The sequence below is a fragment of the Methylophaga sp. OBS1 genome, assembly GCF_026319365.1.
Window position 1 is genome coordinate 58,138 of record NZ_JAPDMS010000006.1, and the last position, 20,135, is coordinate 78,272.

At 52.2% G+C, this 20,135-nt stretch carries 18 protein-coding genes; 13 read left to right on the forward strand and 5 right to left on the reverse strand.

Features of this window, described 5'->3' with window-relative positions:
• The first annotated feature begins 11 nt into the window (after positions 1 to 11).
• The 4 genes from OMQ46_RS14975 to clpB all read left to right on the forward strand — a co-directional run bounded on the left by OMQ46_RS14975 (position 12) and on the right by clpB (position 4,844).
• Positions 12 to 842, forward strand: a complete 831-nt coding sequence (locus OMQ46_RS14975; RefSeq protein WP_266238213.1) for a PHP domain-containing protein — start codon at positions 12 to 14, stop codon at positions 840 to 842.
• 46 nt (positions 843 to 888) lie between these two features.
• Entirely contained in the window at positions 889 to 1,512 is a 624-nt protein-coding gene (locus OMQ46_RS14980; protein WP_266238214.1) for an L-threonylcarbamoyladenylate synthase, read from the forward strand.
• Between the two features lies 1 nt (position 1,513).
• Entirely contained in the window at positions 1,514 to 2,188 is a 675-nt protein-coding gene (locus OMQ46_RS14985) for a lysophospholipid acyltransferase family protein (protein WP_266238215.1), read from the forward strand.
• A gap of 70 nt (positions 2,189 to 2,258) precedes the next feature.
• Positions 2,259 to 4,844, forward strand: a complete 2,586-nt coding sequence (clpB, locus tag OMQ46_RS14990) for an ATP-dependent chaperone ClpB (RefSeq protein WP_266238216.1) — start codon at positions 2,259 to 2,261, stop codon at positions 4,842 to 4,844.
• Positions 4,845 to 4,914: 70 nt separating this feature from the next.
• Here the strand turns inward: clpB and cynS are convergent, their stop codons facing one another.
• The 4 genes from cynS to OMQ46_RS15010 all read right to left on the reverse strand — a co-directional run bounded on the left by cynS (position 4,915) and on the right by OMQ46_RS15010 (position 9,541).
• The gene (gene cynS / locus OMQ46_RS14995) at positions 4,915 to 5,355 is read right to left on the reverse strand and encodes a cyanase (protein WP_266238217.1); all 441 of its coding nucleotides are present in this window, start codon (positions 5,353 to 5,355) and stop codon (positions 4,915 to 4,917) included.
• A gap of 63 nt (positions 5,356 to 5,418) precedes the next feature.
• The gene (locus tag OMQ46_RS15000) at positions 5,419 to 6,264 is read right to left on the reverse strand and encodes a formate/nitrite transporter family protein (RefSeq protein ID WP_266238218.1); all 846 of its coding nucleotides are present in this window, start codon (positions 6,262 to 6,264) and stop codon (positions 5,419 to 5,421) included.
• 174 nt (positions 6,265 to 6,438) lie between these two features.
• Positions 6,439 to 8,622 carry a putative bifunctional diguanylate cyclase/phosphodiesterase gene (locus OMQ46_RS15005; RefSeq protein ID WP_266238219.1) on the reverse strand — a complete coding sequence of 728 codons (2,184 nt, stop codon included), beginning with the start codon at positions 8,620 to 8,622 and terminating at the stop codon, positions 6,439 to 6,441.
• A 49-nt stretch (positions 8,623 to 8,671) separates the two neighbouring features.
• Positions 8,672 to 9,541, reverse strand: a complete 870-nt coding sequence (locus tag OMQ46_RS15010; protein ID WP_266238220.1) for an SDR family NAD(P)-dependent oxidoreductase — start codon at positions 9,539 to 9,541, stop codon at positions 8,672 to 8,674.
• A gap of 91 nt (positions 9,542 to 9,632) precedes the next feature.
• On the opposite strand from OMQ46_RS15010, the gene OMQ46_RS15015 reads away from it, so the two are divergent.
• Positions 9,633 to 10,478, forward strand: coding sequence for a CheR family methyltransferase (locus OMQ46_RS15015; RefSeq protein ID WP_266238221.1), 846 nt, complete (start codon positions 9,633 to 9,635; stop codon positions 10,476 to 10,478).
• Here the strand turns inward: OMQ46_RS15015 and OMQ46_RS15020 are convergent.
• Entirely contained in the window at positions 10,473 to 11,144 is a 672-nt protein-coding gene (locus tag OMQ46_RS15020; protein ID WP_266238222.1) for a DUF4126 domain-containing protein, read from the reverse strand. The two genes, OMQ46_RS15015 and OMQ46_RS15020, sit on opposite strands and share 6 nt — an antisense overlap.
• A gap of 143 nt (positions 11,145 to 11,287) precedes the next feature.
• On the opposite strand from OMQ46_RS15020, the gene OMQ46_RS15025 reads away from it, so the two are divergent.
• The 8 genes from OMQ46_RS15025 to OMQ46_RS15060 are packed head-to-tail and all read left to right on the forward strand — an operon-like array spanning position 11,288 to position 19,919.
• Positions 11,288 to 12,046 (forward strand): Nif3-like dinuclear metal center hexameric protein, encoded by a 759-nt coding sequence (locus OMQ46_RS15025; protein ID WP_266238223.1) that lies wholly within the window; start codon positions 11,288 to 11,290, stop codon positions 12,044 to 12,046.
• 4 nt (positions 12,047 to 12,050) lie between these two features.
• Positions 12,051 to 13,409 (forward strand): YhjD/YihY/BrkB family envelope integrity protein, encoded by a 1,359-nt coding sequence (locus tag OMQ46_RS15030; protein ID WP_266238224.1) that lies wholly within the window; start codon positions 12,051 to 12,053, stop codon positions 13,407 to 13,409.
• Complete coding sequence (gene coaBC / locus OMQ46_RS15035) at positions 13,406 to 14,632, forward strand: bifunctional phosphopantothenoylcysteine decarboxylase/phosphopantothenate--cysteine ligase CoaBC (RefSeq protein WP_266238225.1); 1,227 nt, start codon at positions 13,406 to 13,408, stop codon at positions 14,630 to 14,632. The genes OMQ46_RS15030 and coaBC overlap by 4 nt, the downstream gene beginning before the upstream one ends.
• Entirely contained in the window at positions 14,604 to 15,059 is a 456-nt protein-coding gene (gene dut, locus OMQ46_RS15040; protein ID WP_266238226.1) for a dUTP diphosphatase, read from the forward strand. Before coaBC ends, dut begins: the two co-directional genes overlap by 29 nt.
• A gap of 29 nt (positions 15,060 to 15,088) precedes the next feature.
• Positions 15,089 to 17,929 (forward strand): phosphomannomutase/phosphoglucomutase, encoded by a 2,841-nt coding sequence (locus tag OMQ46_RS15045; protein ID WP_266238227.1) that lies wholly within the window; start codon positions 15,089 to 15,091, stop codon positions 17,927 to 17,929.
• Between the two features lie 15 nt (positions 17,930 to 17,944).
• Positions 17,945 to 18,853 carry an acetylglutamate kinase gene (argB, locus tag OMQ46_RS15050; RefSeq protein WP_266238228.1) on the forward strand — a complete coding sequence of 303 codons (909 nt, stop codon included), beginning with the start codon at positions 17,945 to 17,947 and terminating at the stop codon, positions 18,851 to 18,853.
• Positions 18,850 to 19,467, forward strand: coding sequence for a nucleoid occlusion factor SlmA (slmA, locus tag OMQ46_RS15055; protein ID WP_266238229.1), 618 nt, complete (start codon positions 18,850 to 18,852; stop codon positions 19,465 to 19,467). The genes argB and slmA overlap by 4 nt, the downstream gene beginning before the upstream one ends.
• Positions 19,464 to 19,919, forward strand: a complete 456-nt coding sequence (locus OMQ46_RS15060; protein ID WP_266238231.1) for a hypothetical protein — start codon at positions 19,464 to 19,466, stop codon at positions 19,917 to 19,919. Before slmA ends, OMQ46_RS15060 begins: the two co-directional genes overlap by 4 nt.
• Positions 19,920 to 20,135: the final 216 nt, after the last annotated feature.

Here is a 20,135-nt window from a genome sequence, read left to right on the forward strand (position 1 = left end):
AAATATGAGGTATGACCCAATACGACTTACATACACACTCGACGGCTTCTGACGGCGCCCTGTCTCCGACTGAATTGGTTGCCCGAGCCAGTGAGCAGGGTGTGACCCACCTGGCACTGACCGACCATGATGGCACGGAGGGGCTGGATGAGGCGACCGTCGCAGCGCAACACCATGGTCTCAATCTGATTCCCGGTGTCGAAGTCTCGGTGAGTTGGCACGGCGCCACGGTCCATATTGTCGGCCTGCAACTGGATCCGCTCAATGAGACTTTGCAATCGGGTCTCAGCGCTCTGCGTGACTATCGTCGCGAGCGTGCCAGGAAAATCGCTGAGCACCTCAATAAAGCCGGTATTCCCGGCGCGCTGGAAGGCGCCGCAAAGTATGCCTCGGAAACCATGCTGGGACGCGTCCACTTTGCCCGCTTTCTGGTTGAACAGGGGCATGCCAGAGATATGAAAGATGTGTTCAATCGTTATCTGGTCAAAAACAAACCCGGCTATGTCACAGGTAACTGGGCAACGCTGGAGGAAGCTGTCGGCTGGATTCGTGCTGCCGGTGGCCAGGCGGTGATCGCCCATCCAGCCCGTTATAAAATGACTAACAGCAAGCGCCGGCGACTGGTCGACGAATTCAAGTCACTGGGCGGCGAGGCGATTGAAGTCTCATCCGGCAATCAGCATCCTGAAGAAGTCCGGGTGATGGCCAGACTGGCGGAAGACTTTGGCTTACTGGCTTCCTGTGGCTCAGATTTTCATAGTCCTGATAATAACTGGATCGAACTGGGCAAAATGACGACATTGCCGCCTTTCGTCACACCCATATGGACACAGTGGCACTGAGCGTACAGGCTGCCAGCCAGGCAAACAACAAGAAAAAGAGAGAGACATGAGTCAGTATTTCCAGATCCACCCTGAAAACCCGCAGCTACGTCTGATTAAGCAGGCCTGCAAAATCATCCGTGATGGTGGTCTGGTGGTCTATCCCACCGACTCCGGCTATGCGCTCGGCTGTTACATTGGCGATAAAAACGCGATGGAGCGGATCCGACGATTGCGTGAGCTCGATGCGGATCACAATTTCACCCTGGTTTGCCGCGATCTGTCGGAATTGTCGACCTACGCGAGATTCAATAATGCCGTGTTTCGTTTGCTGAAGGCCTACACGCCCGGTCCCTATACCTTTATTCTGCCGGCCACCAAAGAGGTTCCGCGTCGTCTCCAGCACGCTAAAAAGAAATCGATAGGTCTCAGGATCCCAACCCATCCCATTGCACTGGCCTTGCTGGAAGAACTCGACGAGCCTCTGATGAGTTCGACCCTGATACTGCCTGGAGATGATTTGCCGATGACAGAAGCGATGGATATCGAAGATGCCATCGGTAAACAGGTCGATTTGATTATCGACGGCGGTGCCTGCGGCGCGGAACCAACCACGGTTGTCGAGTTTATCGACGACTTGCCGGAAGTTGTACGTATCGGCATGGGAGACCCTGCCCCGTTCCAGGCTTGATATGGGCTGGTGGCTTGCAGGACTGAGCGTCAGTCTGGTTGTGGGTATTGGCTTGTTTCATGCCCGTGCTGACTGGGGCGGGGCCCATGTGAACTGGCTGGATGGCTGGACCCGCCTGATATGTCGCTATCTGCACGGCCTCAAACCTGAGCACAAGCTCGATTTGCCTGCGAGCGGCCCGGCCATCGTGGTGGCCAATCACGTGTCCGGCCTGGATCCTTTGCTGCTGATCGCGGCCAGCCGCCGGCCGTTACGCTTTTTGATTGCGACCGAGGAATATCAGCGTCCGGTTTTACACTGGATATTTAAACTGGCGGGTTGTATTCCGGTGGATCGTAAAGGCCGGCCTGAACAGGCTCTGCGCACCGCCAGACGGGCTTTAGAGCAGGGTGAAGTCATCGCCCTGTTTCCACACGGCAAGATTCATCTCGACAGCGATCCGCCCAGACCCATCAAGGGTGGGGTGGTTCGTCTCGCAGCCTGGACCGGCGCGCCGGTTCATCCGGTGCGCATAGATGGTGTCCGCGCTGAAGGCCAGGTTTTTCTGGCTCCATTTATAGCCGACCGCGTGACGCTGACGTTGCATCCTGCCCTGCAGGTAAAAGACACGGCTTCCAAATCCAGTCTGGAGCAGATTCGCTCAGCAATCGAAACACCAGCTGATTTATCTCACTGATTTCAGTCTTGAAATCCGGAATGTTCTCCCCCATTTCCCAGATAACACACTTTTTGAAGGGAAATTGTTCATGCAGATCGATAAATTAACCAGCAAATTCCAGGAAGCGCTGGCAGCGGCACAGAGTATGGCCGTCGGTCGCGATCATCAATTTATTGAACCGGTACATCTGATGCTGGCCTTGCTACAACAGCAGAATGGCAGCGTGAAACCGATTTTGCAGCAAAGCGGGGTTAATGTGCCCGCCTATCAGGCGGAACTGGAACAGCAACTGTCGCGGATGCCAACCGTAGAGGGGGCTGGCGGTGATATACACGTCTCGCAGGATGTCAGTCGTTTGCTGAACCAGACGGATAAGCTGGCACAAAAACGTAATGACCAATATATTTCCAGTGAGCTGCTTTTGCTGGCGCTGGTGGACGATAAAAACAAAGCGGGAGAACTGCTGCGTGAACATGGCGCCACCAAGGCCAACCTTGAAGCTGCTATCGATAAAATGCGTGGGGGAGAACGCGTGACTGATCCGAATGCCGAAGAACAGCGCCAGGCGCTGGAGAAATTTACTATTGATCTGACTGCCCGCGCTGAAGAAGGCAAACTGGATCCGGTCATCGGCCGTGATGATGAAATCCGCCGCACCATTCAGGTGTTACAGCGCCGGACCAAAAACAATCCTGTGCTGATCGGTGAGCCCGGTGTCGGTAAAACCGCGATTGTGGAAGGTCTGGCACAGCGTATCGTCAATGGTGAAGTGCCGGACGGCATGAAGCATAAACGGGTACTGGTGCTGGATATGGGCTCATTGATTGCCGGCGCCAAATTCCGCGGTGAATTTGAGGAGCGTCTGAAAGCGGTGCTCAATGACCTGTCGAAACAGGAAGGTCAGATTATTCTGTTTATTGATGAGATTCACACCATGGTCGGTGCCGGTAAAGCCGAAGGTGCGATGGATGCCGGCAATATGCTCAAACCCGCGCTGGCTCGCGGTGAACTGCACTGTATCGGCGCCACCACGCTGGATGAATACCGTCAGTATGTGGAAAAAGATGCGGCACTGGAACGTCGATTCCAGAAAGTCATGGTGGGTGAACCGACCGTTGAATCCACCATTGGTATTCTGCGCGGCCTGAGTGAACGCTATGAACTCCACCATGGGGTCGATATTACCGACCCGGCGATTGTGGCGGCGGCCACGCTGTCCAATCGCTACATTACCGACCGCAAACTGCCGGATAAAGCCATCGATCTGATTGATGAAGCGGCCAGCCGCATCCGTATGGAAATTGACTCCAAGCCGGAATCATTGGATCGACTGGAACGTCGCTTGATTCAGCTCAAGATTGAACGGGTGGCATTGCAGAAAGAGAGTGATGACGCGTCGAAAAAACGACTGGACACGCTGGAAAGCGAGATGAAAAAGCTGGCCCGCGAATATACCGACCTGGAAGAAGTCTGGAAGTCGGAAAAAGCTGCGTTGCATGGCAGTCAGCATGTGAAGGAAGAGCTGGAAAAAGCCCGTCAGGAACTGGAGTCTGCCAATCGCAATGCCGACTACGAGAAAATGGCGAAATTACAGTATGGCCGTATTCCGGAGCTGGAAAAGCAGCTCGATATCGCCACCGAAGCCGAAATGCAGGAGTTTACCCTGCTGCGTAACAAAGTCGGTGAGGAGGAGATTGCTGAAGTCGTGTCCAAATGGACCGGTATTCCAGTCTCTAAAATGCTGGAAGGTGAGCGGGAAAAACTGTTGAAAATGGACGAGGCTCTGCACCTGCGGGTTATCGGCCAGGATGAAGCGGTCAGTTCGGTCGCTAATGCGATTCGCCGTAGTCGTGCCGGCTTATCCGACCCCAACCGGCCTAACGGTTCCTTCCTGTTCCTGGGACCGACCGGTGTCGGTAAAACCGAGCTGTGTAAAGCTTTGGCGACTTTTCTGTTTGATACCGAAGAGTCGATGATCCGGATTGATATGTCCGAATTTATGGAGAAACACTCGGTCGCCCGTCTGGTTGGGGCTCCGCCGGGGTACGTAGGCTATGAGGAAGGGGGGTATCTGACCGAAGCCGTGCGCCGCAAACCCTACTCGGTGATTCTGCTGGATGAGGTAGAAAAAGCGCATCCGGATGTCTTTAACGTTTTGCTTCAGGTGCTGGATGACGGTCGTCTGACTGATGGTCAGGGCCGAACCGTGGATTTCCGTAACACGGTGATTGTGATGACTTCCAACCTGGGTTCCAGCGTGATTCAGGAAATGGCCGGTGAGGAGCATTATGAAGAAATGAAGTCAGCGGTGATGGAGATCGTTGGTCAGCATTTCCGTCCTGAGTTTATCAACCGGGTTGATGATGTGGTGGTATTCCATCCGCTGCAGCAGGATCAGATCCGGGCGATTGCCGATATTCAACTGGCCCATCTGCGGGCCCGTCTGGGCGAGCGGGACATCAAGCTGCAGTTGAGTGAAGAAGCTCTGGACTTGATTGCCGCAGAAGGCTTTGACCCGGTATACGGGGCACGGCCCTTGAAACGGGTGATTCAGCACGAGATTGAAAACCCGCTGGCACAGGATCTGTTGTCAGCCAAGTTCAAGGCTGGTGATACCGTCAACGTTGATGTGGAAGGCGACAAATTGGTGTTTAAGGAATTGGTACTGCACTAAAAAAGCCCCGCTTTTGCGGGGCAGTACCGGTTACACAGGGGCGCTCAGCCGAGTTCTGAGCGCCCTTTTTTTACCAGGCCTTATAGGGCAGGAATTTGCCATCCATAGTGAGAACGACGCGATCGCCTTTGGGATCGGCCTTACGCTCAACCGACATATTAAAATCAATCGCGCTCATAATGCCGTCGCCGAATTTTTCCTGAATCACTTCTTTCAGAGTCGGACCATAAACGCCGACAATTTCATACAGGCGATAAATCAGGGGATCAGTCGGCACAGCCTGATCCCAGACCTTGGTCGGGTAATCCTGTAAGGCCTGACTGACTTCCGCTGGCAACTCCATAAACTGGCACAGCGCGGTGGCTTTATCTTCCGGCATGCTGTTCATACCCAGGCAGGCTGAGGTGGTCCAGACCGGGGACATGCCAATGGCTTCACCGATTTGTTCCCAGCTCAGGTTTTTACTTTTCTTGGCCACAATAATGGCCTCGGTCATGGCGACTTTATCCATGTTGACTCCTAATTAGCGAGAGAAGCCGGCGCTGAGTCAGCGCCGGCAGAGAAGGTGAACGGTTTAGGCTTTCACTGCGTCAGCAGAATCAGTTTTTACAGCCGGTTTACGTAACTGGCCCGGTCTCAGGTGAGTGGCATACAGTACGCTGCCAGTCAGTAGCAGACCCCCAACGAGGTTGCCGAGAATGACCGGAATCTCATTCCAGAACAACCAGTCACCGACAGTGATCGGTGCACCCATCATCATGCCCAGCGGGAACAGATACATATTGACCACAGCATGTTCGAATACCAGGCCGAAGAAGATGAGAATCGGCATCCACATAGCGATAACCTTGCCGCCGACTGTTTTCGAATACATGGCACCGACGACACCGATGGAGACCATCCAGTTACACAGAATGCCTTTGACAAATACGGTGAACCAGCCGGCCGCACCATATTCGGCAAATCCCAGCGTGCGTGCTTCAGCGGCACCGGCAAAGGCCTTACCCACGGCCGTCGGCTCTGCAGTGAAGGCATAGGTAAAGGAAATAGCAATCAAGGTCGCGGAGAACAGGGCCCCTAACAGATTACCCAGGGCGACCAGGCCCCAGTTCTTGAACATACCGGACATGGTGGCACCGGGACGTTTATCAAACAGCGCCAGTGGGACCAGTGCAAAGACCCCGGTTAACAGATCAAAACCAAGCAGATTCAGGATACAAAAGCCCACCGGGAAAATCAGGGCCCCGACTATCGGGTAACCGGTCTGCACCGCGGCAGTGACCGCCAGGGCAACGGCAATCGCCAGAATCGCGCCGGCCATAAAGGCGCGGATTAATACATCCCGCGGGTGCATGAACAATTTGGACTCACCCGCATCCACCATGGTTTTGACAAACTCATTGGGTTTTACATAAGACATCAGAAACTCCCATCATCAATAAGAAACGCAATCAGAAACGCTGCTCGTTGATAATGGGCATATACTATGCCAAATTTAAAAAATTAATAAAAACAATGCTTTGTTGTGTTTTGAGGTTTTGGGTGAGCGCCCCATTGCACCAATTTGATGTGTTGCATCACTGTTGATGCACGATTATGACGCGTCGTTGTTATCCGGCTCATCAACAATGGTAATACGCGCTTCTTCTTCCATGGGTTGCCATTCAACGTCAGGCAAAATACGACCTTCAGGACGACCGATATGGTAGCCCTGTGCATAATCGACACCATATTGGCGCAGCAGCGTCAGTATGTCCCTGTTTTCAACAAACTCAGCGATGGTCTTACGCCCCAGGCCTTTGGCAACATCAATCAGTGCCTTAACAAACAACTGATCATCCGCATTTTTATCCAAATCTTTAATAAAGATGCCATCGATTTTGATGATATCGATAGGCAACTGGCGCATATAACTGAATGAGGCAAACCCCACCCCGAAGTCATCCAGCGAGAACTGGCAGCCCAGTGCTTTGATGGCGGTCATCATCAGCTTCGCCTGTTGTAGATTGGACACCGCGGCAGTTTCGGTTACCTCAAAAATCAGCTTCGTTGGATCGACTTCGTATTTTTTGATGACACGTTTAAGAAATGGCAGCAGGACCGGCGCATCGACCATCGAGCCCGACAGGTTGATGGCAAATTTGACGTCCTTGCCGTCTTTATGGAGTTTACTGAGCTGGCTGATTGCGTGCTGGATAACAAACTGGTCGATGCTCTGAATCAGACCGACCTCCTCAGCAATCTCGATAAACTTGCCCGGCATGCGCATCTCACCGCTGCCCGGATCCCGCATTCTGATCAAGACTTCATAGTGCTGAATCGTGTTGTGTTCGATATTGAGAATCGGCTGGTAATGCAGCACAAAATGATTATTTTCCAGCGCCTCTTCGATTTTGTGTTTCCAGAAAACCCGGGTTTCCAACTGTTCCCGGGTTTGATCATCTGCGGAAAAGACGTGATAAGTGTTTTTTCCGGCAGATTTGGCTTTGTACATGGCCAGATCGGCAAACCCCATCAACTCGTGAATGGTGGCATCATGCAGTGGAAAACCGACCACACCGATACTGCCGGTGACTTTGTGTTTGACGGTCCCGTATTCCAGTTGAATCTTATTAAGTTGCTGCAGGATTTTATTTGCCAGGGTAATCGCACCCGGTTCGTCAGTTTCCGGCATCAGTACCGCAAACTCATCACCGCCCAGTCGCGCCACCAGATCGGTGTAACGGACCACTTGCTTGAGGCATTTCGCTACCAGCTTGAGCAGCTCATCCCCGGCCCGGTGACCACTGATATCGTTGATATCCTTAAACTGGTCCAGATCGAGCAGTAACAGCGAGTTGCTGTGGGTATAGCGCATTGCCGTACGCAACGATTTTTCAAATTCTTCTATGAATTTACGCCGGTTACACAAGTCCGTCAGAGGGTCGTGTTCCGCCATCCAGACGATACGTTTTTCTGCTTCTTTTTTGTCCGTCATATCGAGACCAACCGACATCAGTACGGCATGATTCACGTTATTTTCGATACGGGAATGTAACCAGGAAATATTGCGGATGTGACCTTGCTTATCGATCAATTCCGACTCCTGCTGAGCAATCTGCATGTTACCTGCAGCCAGTTCCCGGAATAGTGTCTGGGCCTCGGTCCAGTTGCCGGCAGGGAAAAATCGGGCAACATCAGAGTCGATGACCTCGGCTTCAGCAAAGCCAGTCAATTTCTCGCCGAAGTCATTAAACATGGTGATTTTGAAGTCATCATCCACAGTGAAGATGATCAACTGCGCTGTATCCAGTAAGTTTTTGACAAAGTCGCGTTCACCGCGAAGCTGCTCATTAGCGGCGTGCAGCATTTTTGAACGTTTGCCCACACTTTGGTCCAGTTTTTCCAGCACGCTTGAAAGTTCTGTGGAGACAGTCAGAAGCTCGCCGATTTCTGATAAGCGGGTGTGATTTTCAGTCGCCTGGAATATCTGCTTTGCTTCGTCGTATTTCTTGGCTGAGAGCAGCGGCAAGGCTTGTGTAATCTGGTCAAGATTATTCAGCGGCTTTGACAGTGCCTGGTAATGACGAACGGCGAAAAGCAGGGCCAGGATAATGAGTACTACAGCGGCAAGACCGTAATAAATCATGGCGCTGTATAGGTTGGAATGGTCGGGCAGGGCCTGGGTGCGGAAAAGATAAGCAAAGACGATCAGCGCCACCAGGCCCGCGACCAATACGCTGCTAAACATATTGACCGCGGCAAACCACCGCAGACTGTTACGCGAAATAGATCGCATTATTTCATTATCCGCCTTCGGTCAATCACAAACTTGAAAAAAAGTGCTGTCAGCCGCGTTTTTCGTTATCAGACACTTTTCTCAAAAACCAGTCAAGCGCAGCCTGGGGCAGTAAGCGTTTGAGCGTGGCAAAGAGATAGGTGGGGAAAGTCACATAATAGCGAATCTTTGGTCGTTTAGATTCGAAAGCGTGCAGGCATTTGGCTACAACCGCATCAGGCGGCAGTGTAAAAGGGGCTGCGGGGCCCTCTTTCTGTAGTCGGGCTTCCATGGCTTCGTAGGTTTCGAAGTGCGCACTGTTGTTGATATCAATATGCTTTTCATAGCGGGCAAACGCATTGGCACGGAAGCGGCTGGTAATGGGGCCGGGTTCGATCAGACTAACGAAAATATCGGTCCCGGCGAGTTCCAGGCGCAGCGTATCCGCCAGTCCTTCAATGGCATATTTGCTCGCATTGTAGGCACCACGATAAGCCATGGAGACAAAGCCGAGTACGGAACTGTTGTAAACAATCCGGCCAAATCCCTGCTTGCGCATCTGGGCGATAGCGAGGTTCGTCAATTGCTGGGTGCCAAAGACATTGGTTTCAAATTGCTCACGCAGTGCCTGACGACTCAGGTCCTCGACGGCACCGGGTTGGCCGAAAGCCGCATTATTAAAAAGACCATCCAGTCGACCGTTCAGTAAACTCAGTGCTTGTTCAAAGCCCAGATTGATGCTGTTTTCATCAGCCAAATCCATTAGAATGACCTTGACATTGCGCTTTTCCAGCATCTGCATGTCTTCAGGCTTACGTACGGTAGCAACGACATTAAAACCATGGGCCTGCAGCATATCGGTGGCACGCAGCCCGATACCACTGGAACAGCCTGTGACCAGCACATTTCTGACTTTCGAGTGATGTGATTGTTTTTTCATATGTTCGTCAATGTATCTAATATTAAGGTAAATGTTTAAGCATTCTGTCCGATAATTGCTATATATTCACTGACTTTTTTGCCAGGCCGACATGCAGCAAACCCAAGAAATCAGCAGTTTTGATTATCAGCGCTTCCGGGAATTCCTGGAGCAGGCCTGCGGTATTTTGCTGGGTGAGGGTAAACAATACCTGATTGTCAGCCGCTTGACCCGCTTGATGAGAGAAGAAAATATCGTCAACTTGACGGCATTAATGTCAGCGATTGAAAAAGGACAGCCCCGTCATTTGCGTGATGCAGTGATCGATGCCATGACCACCAATGAAACGTCATGGTTTCGTGACGTTCAGCCCTTCGAAACACTGGGGCAGATTGTGTTGCCAGAGTTAGACCAACGTGCTCATGGCGCTTTGCGGGTATGGTCTGCAGCCTGCTCATCGGGTCAGGAACCCTACACCATCAGCATGATACTGAGTGAGTACCTGCGCAAGAATCCGGGGTCCAAATTGACAGGCAGTCAGATCATTGCCACTGATATTTCCGCTTCTATGCTGGTTCAGGCTAAAAAAGCCGAGTATGAAAATGTGGCGCTGGGCAGGGGCTTATCCGACTCACGCCGGCAGCAATTTTTTACCAAGGTCGACGAGCGCTGGCGGGTCATTGATGAAGTTCGCAACCGGGTCAGCTTCCGTGAACAGAATCTGCTGCAGGGGTTTTCAACCCTGGGTAAGTTCGATGTGATTTTCTGCCGTAATGTGCTGATTTATTTTTCCGCTGAGCGCAAGAAGGATATTCTTAAACGTATGGCGCTGTCTTTGAACAAGGGGGGGTACCTGTTTCTGGGGGCTTCGGAGACAATCAGCGGTTACAGCGATGCCTTTGAATTAACACGCACCCCATTCAGTACGGTTTACCGTCGTAAAGATCAACTCTCATAAATGCTTATCCGGGCTGTTTTCAATCCGCGCCGGATTATCTGCTGATACCGTTGGCTTTGGCGACGGCGGTTCGCACAGGCCCAGCCAGCTGCCAATTTGGCGGAACAGTGCTTTAATCAAGCGCCACAACCTTGGCAGCAGCCAAATCATCAGAATAATGAATACAGCCAGGGCGATTAAAAACAGCACCGGATGATTCAGCGCTGTCCACAAACCGGCAATCACCAGTAAGTCTTCACTAATCGAGGCGCCCCAGTTAGTTACAGGCTCCGGCGAGGTGTTGATCAACAGACGACTTCCCGCCTTGGTGGCATGACTGCCTGAAGCCAATGTGCCGCCGAGCAGGGCAGCGCTGAGTTCCACCGCCGGTGTCACATCGCCAACAGCGCTGGCAGCAAGCATCGCGCCAGCCGGGATGCGGATAAAGGTATGCAGACTGTCCCAGCCGGTGTCGACACCGGGCATTTTGTCAGCAAAAAATTCCACGCAGTACATAAAGCCTGCTGCCGTCATCACCAGGGGATCACTGAGTACCTGCAACTCATCCGGTAACACGATATTGCCGGTCAGCCCCATGTAGCCCAGCATAAAGATGGTGGCGTAGAGGTTAATGCCACTGGCCCAGGCAGCACCCATGCTGAGCGCGATAATATTGACCGCTTCCATCGCTTTTGTCTCCGTTTTGCTATAGTGGCGACTGTTCAGGGGACGATCTGCGTCCCATACCCCGGACGCCAGTGGCGGAGGGGCAGGCTGGCGTCATCATGTGCCAATCAATGACAACGCATTACAGGACAGGAATTAATTGGATGATAACCCGAACAGAGCTTCTCGCCTACATTGATGAGACCCTGGAGCCGGGGCGCTTCAAGGATTACTGCCCCAATGGTCTGCAGGTAGCGGGTAAGAGCCAAATCCAGACACTGATTTCCGGTGTGACCGCCAGCGAGGCTTTTATCGACGCCGCGATAGAAGCAGGCGCTGATGCGGTGCTGGTGCATCACGGTTATTTCTGGCGCGGTGAAGACCCACGAATTGTGGGAATGAAGCAACGCCGGCTCAAACGTTTATTAGAGAATGATATCAATCTGATTGCCTACCACCTGCCGTTGGATGCGCACCAGACATTGGGTAACAACGCGCAACTGGCACTCAGATTAGGATTGGAAATTGATGGTCGTATTTCCGGTACCGGCGACCCGGCAATTGGGCTTTGCGGCGTGCTTACTGAACCTCAGTCACTGACTGATTTTGCCATCCATGTAAGCCATACATTAGGCCGTGAACCATTGGTGATTAAAGGGCATGAGCGACCGATCAGTGCTATCGGCTGGTGCACCGGCGCCGCGCAGGGATTTTTGCAGCAGGCGGCGGATTTGGGGCTGGATGCATTTTTGAGTGGCGAGATTTCCGAACCGACCACGCATATGGCGCGCGAACTGGGCATTCATTATATCGCTGCCGGGCATCACGCTACCGAACGTTACGGCGTACAGGCACTGGGCGAAGATCTGGCGCAGCGCTTCAATATCCGTCATCATTTCATTGATATCGATAATCCGGTCTGAACTGATGATGCAACACTACCAGAAACAACTGGAAGCCAAATTTATCCAGCTCAAGTATTTCTTTAAAACCGGTTTGTGGCAGGATATCCCGCCCGAGACCAACCCACTCTACAAGCTGTGGCTTAATTTTCTCAGGGTCAGCTACATTATGGGCCGTGAGCTGGCAGCGGGTGAACTGAATCTGCGTGCCATGAGTCTGGTTTTCACCACGTTGCTCTCACTGGTACCACTGATAGCCGTTGCCTTTTCCGTGCTCAAGGCTTTCGGTGTTCACAATCAGATGGAACCGGTCTTGCTGGGGCTGCTTGAGCCCCTGGGGGAACGGGGACCGGAGATTACCTCGAATATCATCGGCTTTGTTCAAAACATCAAAGTCGGTGTGTTGGGCTCGGTGGGCCTGGCAATGTTGTTCTATACGATCATCGCACTGGTGCAGAAAATCGAAAATGCCTTCAATTTCGTCTGGCGGGTTAAACGCTCCCGTTCGATCACCCGTCGCTTTACCGATTACCTGAGTGTCATCATGATTGGGCCCGTGCTGGTGTTCTCAGCATTGGGTGTGGCGGCGACGGTGCTTAACCATGAGGTCGTGCAGTCGCTTCGCGGCATTGAGCCGTTTGGCACCTTGATAGTGATCGGTACCAAGCTACTGCCTTATGTGATGATCATCCTGGCTTTTACATTTCTTTATAAATTTATTCCCAACACCAAGGTCAAGCTGACACCCGCCCTGATAGGCGCAACTGTGGCCGGGGTCTTGTGGATTTCAATTGGTACTCTGTTTGCTTCGTTTGTGGCCTCTTCGTCGAATTACACCGCGATATATTCCAGTTTTGCGATCCTGTTCTTTTTCATGATTTGGCTCTACCTTGCCTGGTTTATTCTGCTGACAGGCTCTCAAGTGGCCTTTTATCTGCAACATCCCAAGCTGGTGAAGCTGGCTGGCAAGCCGCTGGTGCTGAGCCCGCGTTTACGGGAAAAAGAAGGGCTGTGGTTGATCACGGTGATCGCCAAGCGTTTCTGTAAAAATCAACCGCCACTGACCGTACAGGAACTCGAGGAACAGACCGGCCTGACCAATAATGCGATTCAGGATTTACTCACAACCATGGAAAAAGGCGGCCTGCTGGTGGAAGTGGCAGGCGATGAAACCCGCTATGTACCGGCACAGGATGTCGATCTGATTCGTGTTGCTGCCATTTTAAATTGCCTCAGAACCACGGAGGAAAATGGTAATTACACGCTGAAAAGTCTTGCTGATGACGGGGTAAATGGACTGTTGAAATCCATCAGCGATGCCCAGGCAGAGGTGATCGGCAATATGACGCTGAAGCAATTGGCGATGGGAAAAGCAAAATCATGAATCTCAGCCCCCTGGCTGGCAAACACATCGTGCTGGCTGTCAGCGGCAGTATAGCCGCTTATAAAAGTGCAGATCTGATTCGTCGTCTTCGTGATGAAGGTGCTGAAATCCGTGTTGTGATGACCCGCGGGGCAACTGAATTTATCACAGCGTTGACCCTGCAGACACTGAGCGGTCATCCGGTCGCCATAGAACTGCTGGATGCGGATCAGGAGTCTGCCATGGGGCATATTGCGCTGGCCCGCTGGGCGGATTGGGTGCTGATTGCCCCCGGCAGTGCCGATACCATTGCCAGACTGGCTCAAGGACGAGGTGATGACTTACTGACGGCGCTCTGTCTTGCCACCGAATCTCCCATTGCGGTGGCACCGGCGATGAATAATAAAATGTGGGCAAATGCCCAGACGCAGAACAATCTCGCTCAGCTTCGGCAGCGCGGCGTGCAGATCATCGGACCTGCCAGTGGTGACCAGGCTTGTGGCGAACAGGGCGAAGGCCGCTTGCTGGAACCGCTGGATATCGTGGCCGAGATGAAGCGGCTGGTAGTGCCGGGCGGGCTGGTTGGACGGCATGTGCTGATTACGGCTGGCCCAACCTATGAGCCGATTGACCCGGTCCGGTTTATCGGCAACCGCAGCTCAGGCAAAATGGGGTTTGCGCTGGCACAGGCCGCTAAAGAGGCTGGTGCAGAGGTCACGCTTGTGGCCGGGCCGGTACACTTGCCGTCACCCAGTGGTGTTCGCCGTGTCGATGTCGAAACGGCGGATCAGATGCATGAGGCCGTCATGCGTGCCGTTGTCGGGAGCGATATTTTCATCAGTTGTGCTGCGGTATCAGACTTCCGCCCGCAAAGCCGGGAAACTGAGAAAATCAAAAAAACCACCCATGATCGCCTCCTGCTCGAACTGGAGCCGACGACCGATATCGTCTCCGCCGTGGCCAGTGATATGAGTCAGCAGACTTTTGTAGTTGGTTTTGCGGCAGAAACCCGCCACGTGGCTGACTACGCCCGTGATAAGCTGATGCGTAAAAATCTGGATATGATCGCTGCCAACCAGGTCGGTGAAGGACAGGGCTTTGCGGTCGATGACAACGCGCTACAGGTCTTCTGGCCTGATGGCGAAGCGCTTCTGCCACAGGCGCCAAAGGCCCAGTTGGCGAGGGATTTAATGACTCTAATCATAAGACAATTCGATGCAAAAAATTCAACTCAAAATTCTTGATTCCCGACTGGGCGATTCGATTGAACTACCTAACTATGCGACCACCGGCTCCGCGGGGCTTGATTTGCGTGCCTGTCTGGATGAACCCGTGACGCTTAATCCTGGCGAAACAATCTTAATTCCTACCGGACTGGCGATTCATATTGATGATGCCAGCCTGGCTGCGATGTTGCTGCCACGCTCGGGACTGGGCCACAAACACGGTATTGTGCTCGGTAACCTGGTCGGTCTGATTGACAGCGATTATCAGGGGCAGGTATTTGTTTCTTGCTGGAACCGCGGCGACACCGCATTTGAGATCAGTATTGGCGAGCGGGTCGCTCAGATGGTCTTTGTACCGGTGGTTCAGGTTGGCTTTGAGCAAGTCGATGAGTTCACCACTTCCGAACGTGGCAGTGGTGGCTTCGGGCATACGGGCAGACAATAGAATCAGTCTCAGGGAGAAGGGGGCATGGCATGACAAAGTTTGAGAGCCTCGCTATGAAGCTGCGGGCACGACCATTCAGTGTGATGCTGTTACTGGTCACCCTGGTTTTAATGTTCATGCTGTTCGTCAGCCAGATTAGTGCTGAAGATACCTCAAGAAACAAACAACTTCGACAGTATGGTGAGTCGCTGTTACTGGCAAATCAAAGTCGACTGGCGCATCAGGTCAGTGTTTACCGTGACTGGCTTCAATCTATCGTGGCCTCGCCCTCGACCCGGGCAATGCTCTCCGGCGAAGGATTGAGTCCTGCTGAGTGGCAACAACAGCTCAAGCAACTGGTCCCCGGACTTCAGCATGCCTGTATTTTTGAGCAGGAGTTACTGACGCCTGAGTCGGACTGTATGCCACTCAGCTACGTTTCACTTGATGTGATGCGCAGTCTGGATGAGAATCCGAACGCAGATTTGGTGTTAATCAATAAGGCGCCTGATCCAGCACATATCCTGCTCGCCACTGCGCTGAATTCAACCAGCCGACCTCAGCCTCTCAAACTCATGCTTGCTTTTGAGCCAAAAGTCTTGCTGGATGGAATGATAGAGAACCCGGTCAGTGGCATCTACCTGGAAATGGTACAAGGGCAGGATTCAGCGAAAGCGCTCAAATCATCCGGCGATGTCAGCCTCAAGCAGGGAACACCGCATAAAGTGCAGTCAGTCGCCGGCAGTCAATGGCAGTTCAGGCTCTGGACTGGTGCTGCGAATGCTTCACACAACTGGTCATTTCCGCTCTCCATCTTATTCCTCATCGCTATTGCCTGGTTAATCAGAGAGTGGTGGTATAACAGGACCCTCCGGCATGACAGCGAGATTTTAGAAGAACAACTGTCAGACCTGCAGCAGCTGAAAATGCGTAACTTTTACCCGGTGATAAATACTGAACTCGGCTATATCAGCCAGACGATTTATCAGATTGGTATTCCCCAGAGAAATAAACAGCCGGTGAGAGTCGATTCCGAACCGACCCTGACAGTTGAGGAAAATACCGATGCTTCAGCAGAAACGGCTCCCGGCGAGGAGAGTTCGCCGGAAAGCCATGCATCTGTTGAGGATGAGTATGCCAGTGCGAACCCTGCTTATGCAGAGCCAGAGCCGGAAGTCGATGGGCTCATTGATGTAGACGAGACGGAAACCCGGCTGCGTGATGATGTTATCGAATATGACCAGATTTCTCCGGATGACGCACGTCAGGCCAGCCTTGAAGCACGTAACAAAACGCAGTCAGATGAATATGAAACCCGTCAACAAGATGAACTGGTGGATTTTGATAGCAGCATTGAAACGATTGATATTGACAATCTTGAACCTGAAGATGAAACACAAACCCTGGATTTCATTGAAGACCAGCCGGATGACGAGCTAACCCAGGCCGAACAGACTTTATCAGCCGAACTGAATGCGCAGGATACGGCCACGGCCAAAAGTGACGGGGCTGATGATGTGTTACCGCATCAGGCCATTTTCAGAAAATATGACATCCGTGGTGTGGTGGGAGAGCAATTGACCGTCCCCGTGATGCGCCAGTTAGGCCGGGCTGTTGGCAGCATGCTGGTGGAGAGCAATATCGCTGATCTGAATGTCGGTTGTGACGCCAGGCTGAGCAGTGCTCCCCTGACCAAGGCCTTTATTCGTGGTGTGCTCAGTACAGGCTGTAATGTTTATGAGCTCGGTCAGGTACCGACACCGTTAATCTACTATGCCAATGTCATCAGCGACGTGCGCTCTGGCGTTATCATCACCGGCAGTCATAACCCGACAGATTTCAACGGCCTGAAACTGGTCATTAACGGTAAAGCCCTGCTGGGCGATGAGATCCAGGCTGTGTATCAACGTATCAAAGAGGGACGTTTCAGTACTGGTAAGGGGATGCTGCAACAGGTTGAGTATTTCAACAGCTACCTGCAAAAAGTTCAGGAGGAAATCAGACCCCAGGGCCAACTGTCAGTGGTGGTTGATTGTGGTAACAGCATTGCGGGTCAATTTTTGCCCCGGTTGTTGCGCGGCATTGGCTGCAAAGTGATTGAGCTATTCTGCGAAGTCGATGGCCGTTTTCCTAATCATCATCCCGATCCGGGCCAGCCCGAGAATCTGGTCGCCCTGCAGCAGATGGTCAAATCCAACAAGGCGGATCTGGGCATTGCTGTTGATGGTGATGCAGATCGGCTTGGTGTGGTGGACAACGAGGGCAAAATAATCTGGCCGGACCGCTTACTTGCTCTGTTCGCCCGGGACTTGCTGGCCCGACAGCCGGGCGCCACGGTTTTGTTCGATGTGAAATGCAGCAAGTTGATTTCGGATGTGGTCCGTGAGGCCGGTGGCCAGGAAGAAATGGTGGCCTCAGGACACTCAGTGATCAAAGCGGAAATGCAGCGCACCGGTGCCATACTGGCTGGCGAGATGACAGGCCACTTTTTCTTCAAAGACCGCTGGTATGGTTTTGATGATGGGATGTATGCGGCTTGTCGACTGGTTGAGCTACTGTCATCTGCAACAGGCGCCAGCGCTGAGGTTTTTGCTGCCATCCCTGAATATCAGTCGACGCCGGAAATTATTGTACGTATGACTGAAACAGACGTTCATGCTATTGTTGCGCGCTTTGCCGAGGAGTACGACGCTGATCAGGCAACGGTAACCACCATTGATGGTGTCCGCATCGACTTTGCCGATGGTTGGGGCTTATTGAGAGCCTCGAATACAATGCCGGCGATTTCCTTGCGTTTTGAAGCCCAGAGCAGGCAGAGACTGGATGCGATAAAACAGTCTTTCCTGGAGACGCTGCAGCAGATTTCTCCCCGCTCCCGATTTAAATTTTGATGGTATGAATTTTAGATGAGTCTGAATACACAACGTGCCACCCACATCGCTCAGGTCCTGACTGAGGCGCTGCCATACATCCAGCGCTTTTCGGGCAAAACGCTGGTGATCAAGTACGGCGGTAACGCGATGGTCGATGAGGACCTTAAAAACAGCTTTGCCCGAGATGTGGTGTTGATGAAAGCGGTTGGTTTGAATCCGGTTATCGTTCATGGCGGTGGTCCGCAGATCGGAGATCTGTTACAACGGGTCGGCAAACAGAGTGAGTTTATCAATGGCATGCGGGTGACCGACAGCGAGACCATGGACATTGTGGAAATGGTATTGGGCGGTCAGGTCAACAAAAGCATCGTCAACCTGATTAACAGTCATGGTGGTCGTGCTGTCGGACTGACGGGTAAAGACGGTAGCCTGATTTATGCTGAGAAGCTCCATGTCTCACAAGCTAGTGACGACCCTGCAGTCAAAGCACCTGAAATGATCGATCTGGGCCATGTCGGTAAAGTCTCCAGTATCGATACCAGTGTGATCGACATGCTGATACACAGTGATTTTATTCCCGTTATCGCCCCTATCGGGGTTGGTAGTGATGGTGAGTCATACAACATCAATGCGGATTTGGTCGCCGGTAAAATTGCCGAAGTGCTGCAGGCGGAAAAACTCATTTTATTGACAAACACGGCCGGACTACTGGATGCTGACGGCAAATTGCTGACCGGCTTGAATGCCAGACAAGTCAATGAGTTAATTGATGATGGGGTTATATATGGTGGTATGTTGCCGAAAATCGGCTGTGCCCTTGATGCGGTTCAGGCAGGGGTGACCACTGCGCATATCATTGATGGCCGGGTACAGCATGCGGTATTGCTGGAACTGTTTACTGATGAAGGGGTTGGCACCCTGATTCGCGGGGGCGCACGATGAATGACAATGTAGAACCGACTCGAGCTGAAACAAAAAGCTCTCGTCGCCAGCAGATCCTGGAAGCCCTGGCCAGTCAGCTTGAACAACACCCCGGTGAACGCATTACTACTGCAAAACTGGCAGCCAGTTTGAGTGTCTCTGAAGCGGCGCTATATCGACACTTTCCCAGCAAGGCGAGAATGTTTGAAGGACTGATAGGCTTTGCTGAAGATACGGTATTTGGCTTGATCAGACGGATTATGGAAGAAGATCAGAACGCCTTGTCGCGGATTGAAAAGATCATGACACTGCTTCTCGGTTTCAGTGCCAAAAATCCGGGCATTACCAGCGTGCTGGTCGGTGCGGCATTGACGGGCGAAACCGAACGACTTCGCCAGCGGGTCAGTCAGTTTTTTGATAGGCTTGAAACGCAGTTCCGACAAATACTGCGTGAGCGGGAACTCAGCTTGACCGAAGCCGGTGGTCGGCCGGTTAATGAGACCGCCAACTTCCTCCTGATTATTATAGAAGGTCACATGCAGCAATATGTGCGCAGCAGTTATCGGCATAGTCCGTTGACGGGCTGGGAGCAGCAGTGGCGCTTGCTGACCAATGTTTTGAGAGCCTACGCATGATAAAAGTCTGTCTCATCGGTAAAGACACCGCTAAAGAAAAAGCCTTGCTGGAGAGTCAGCCCGGCATTGCGCTGCACGTGATCGCCACTGCTGAGACAGATGTTATGCTGAAGGCTGTCTGTGACATTCGGCCTGATATCCTGATTGTATCCGATGTCGGCGGGCAGTTATCAGCCGATGAACTCTGTATGCACACCTATCTGCGTGCACCGGATATCAAAACCTTGATTATCACTGAGCATGAAGCTGACTACGCCAGGCTGGAAGCGACCGGCTTCAGCTGCAAAGGGTTTATGCTGCATCAGCAGCGTCACGCTATCGTCCGGGCTGTTCGCGTTATGTACGACGGTGAAGCCTGGTTGTCTCGTAAATTGGTCACTACCGTGCTCAACCAACTGGCCAGCCAACACGCGACAAGTAAAACCAGACCGAAACTGGTCAATAAACGATAAGACATGACCAACGTGGTCAGTAGTTTGAGTAATAATCGCTAAATCCGTTTATTTTGAGTTTAATATTCGTTTTTTCTGTCGGTTTTTTGCCAAATTAGTACCTTAGTACAATAGTTTCCCCCCTTGAAATCCCTGAGAATGGACCTCGAATTGCGTAAAAGTGCCAGTTGAGACTGGCTATAGAGCGCATCAACAGGAGCAGGACAGCGCTCTTAC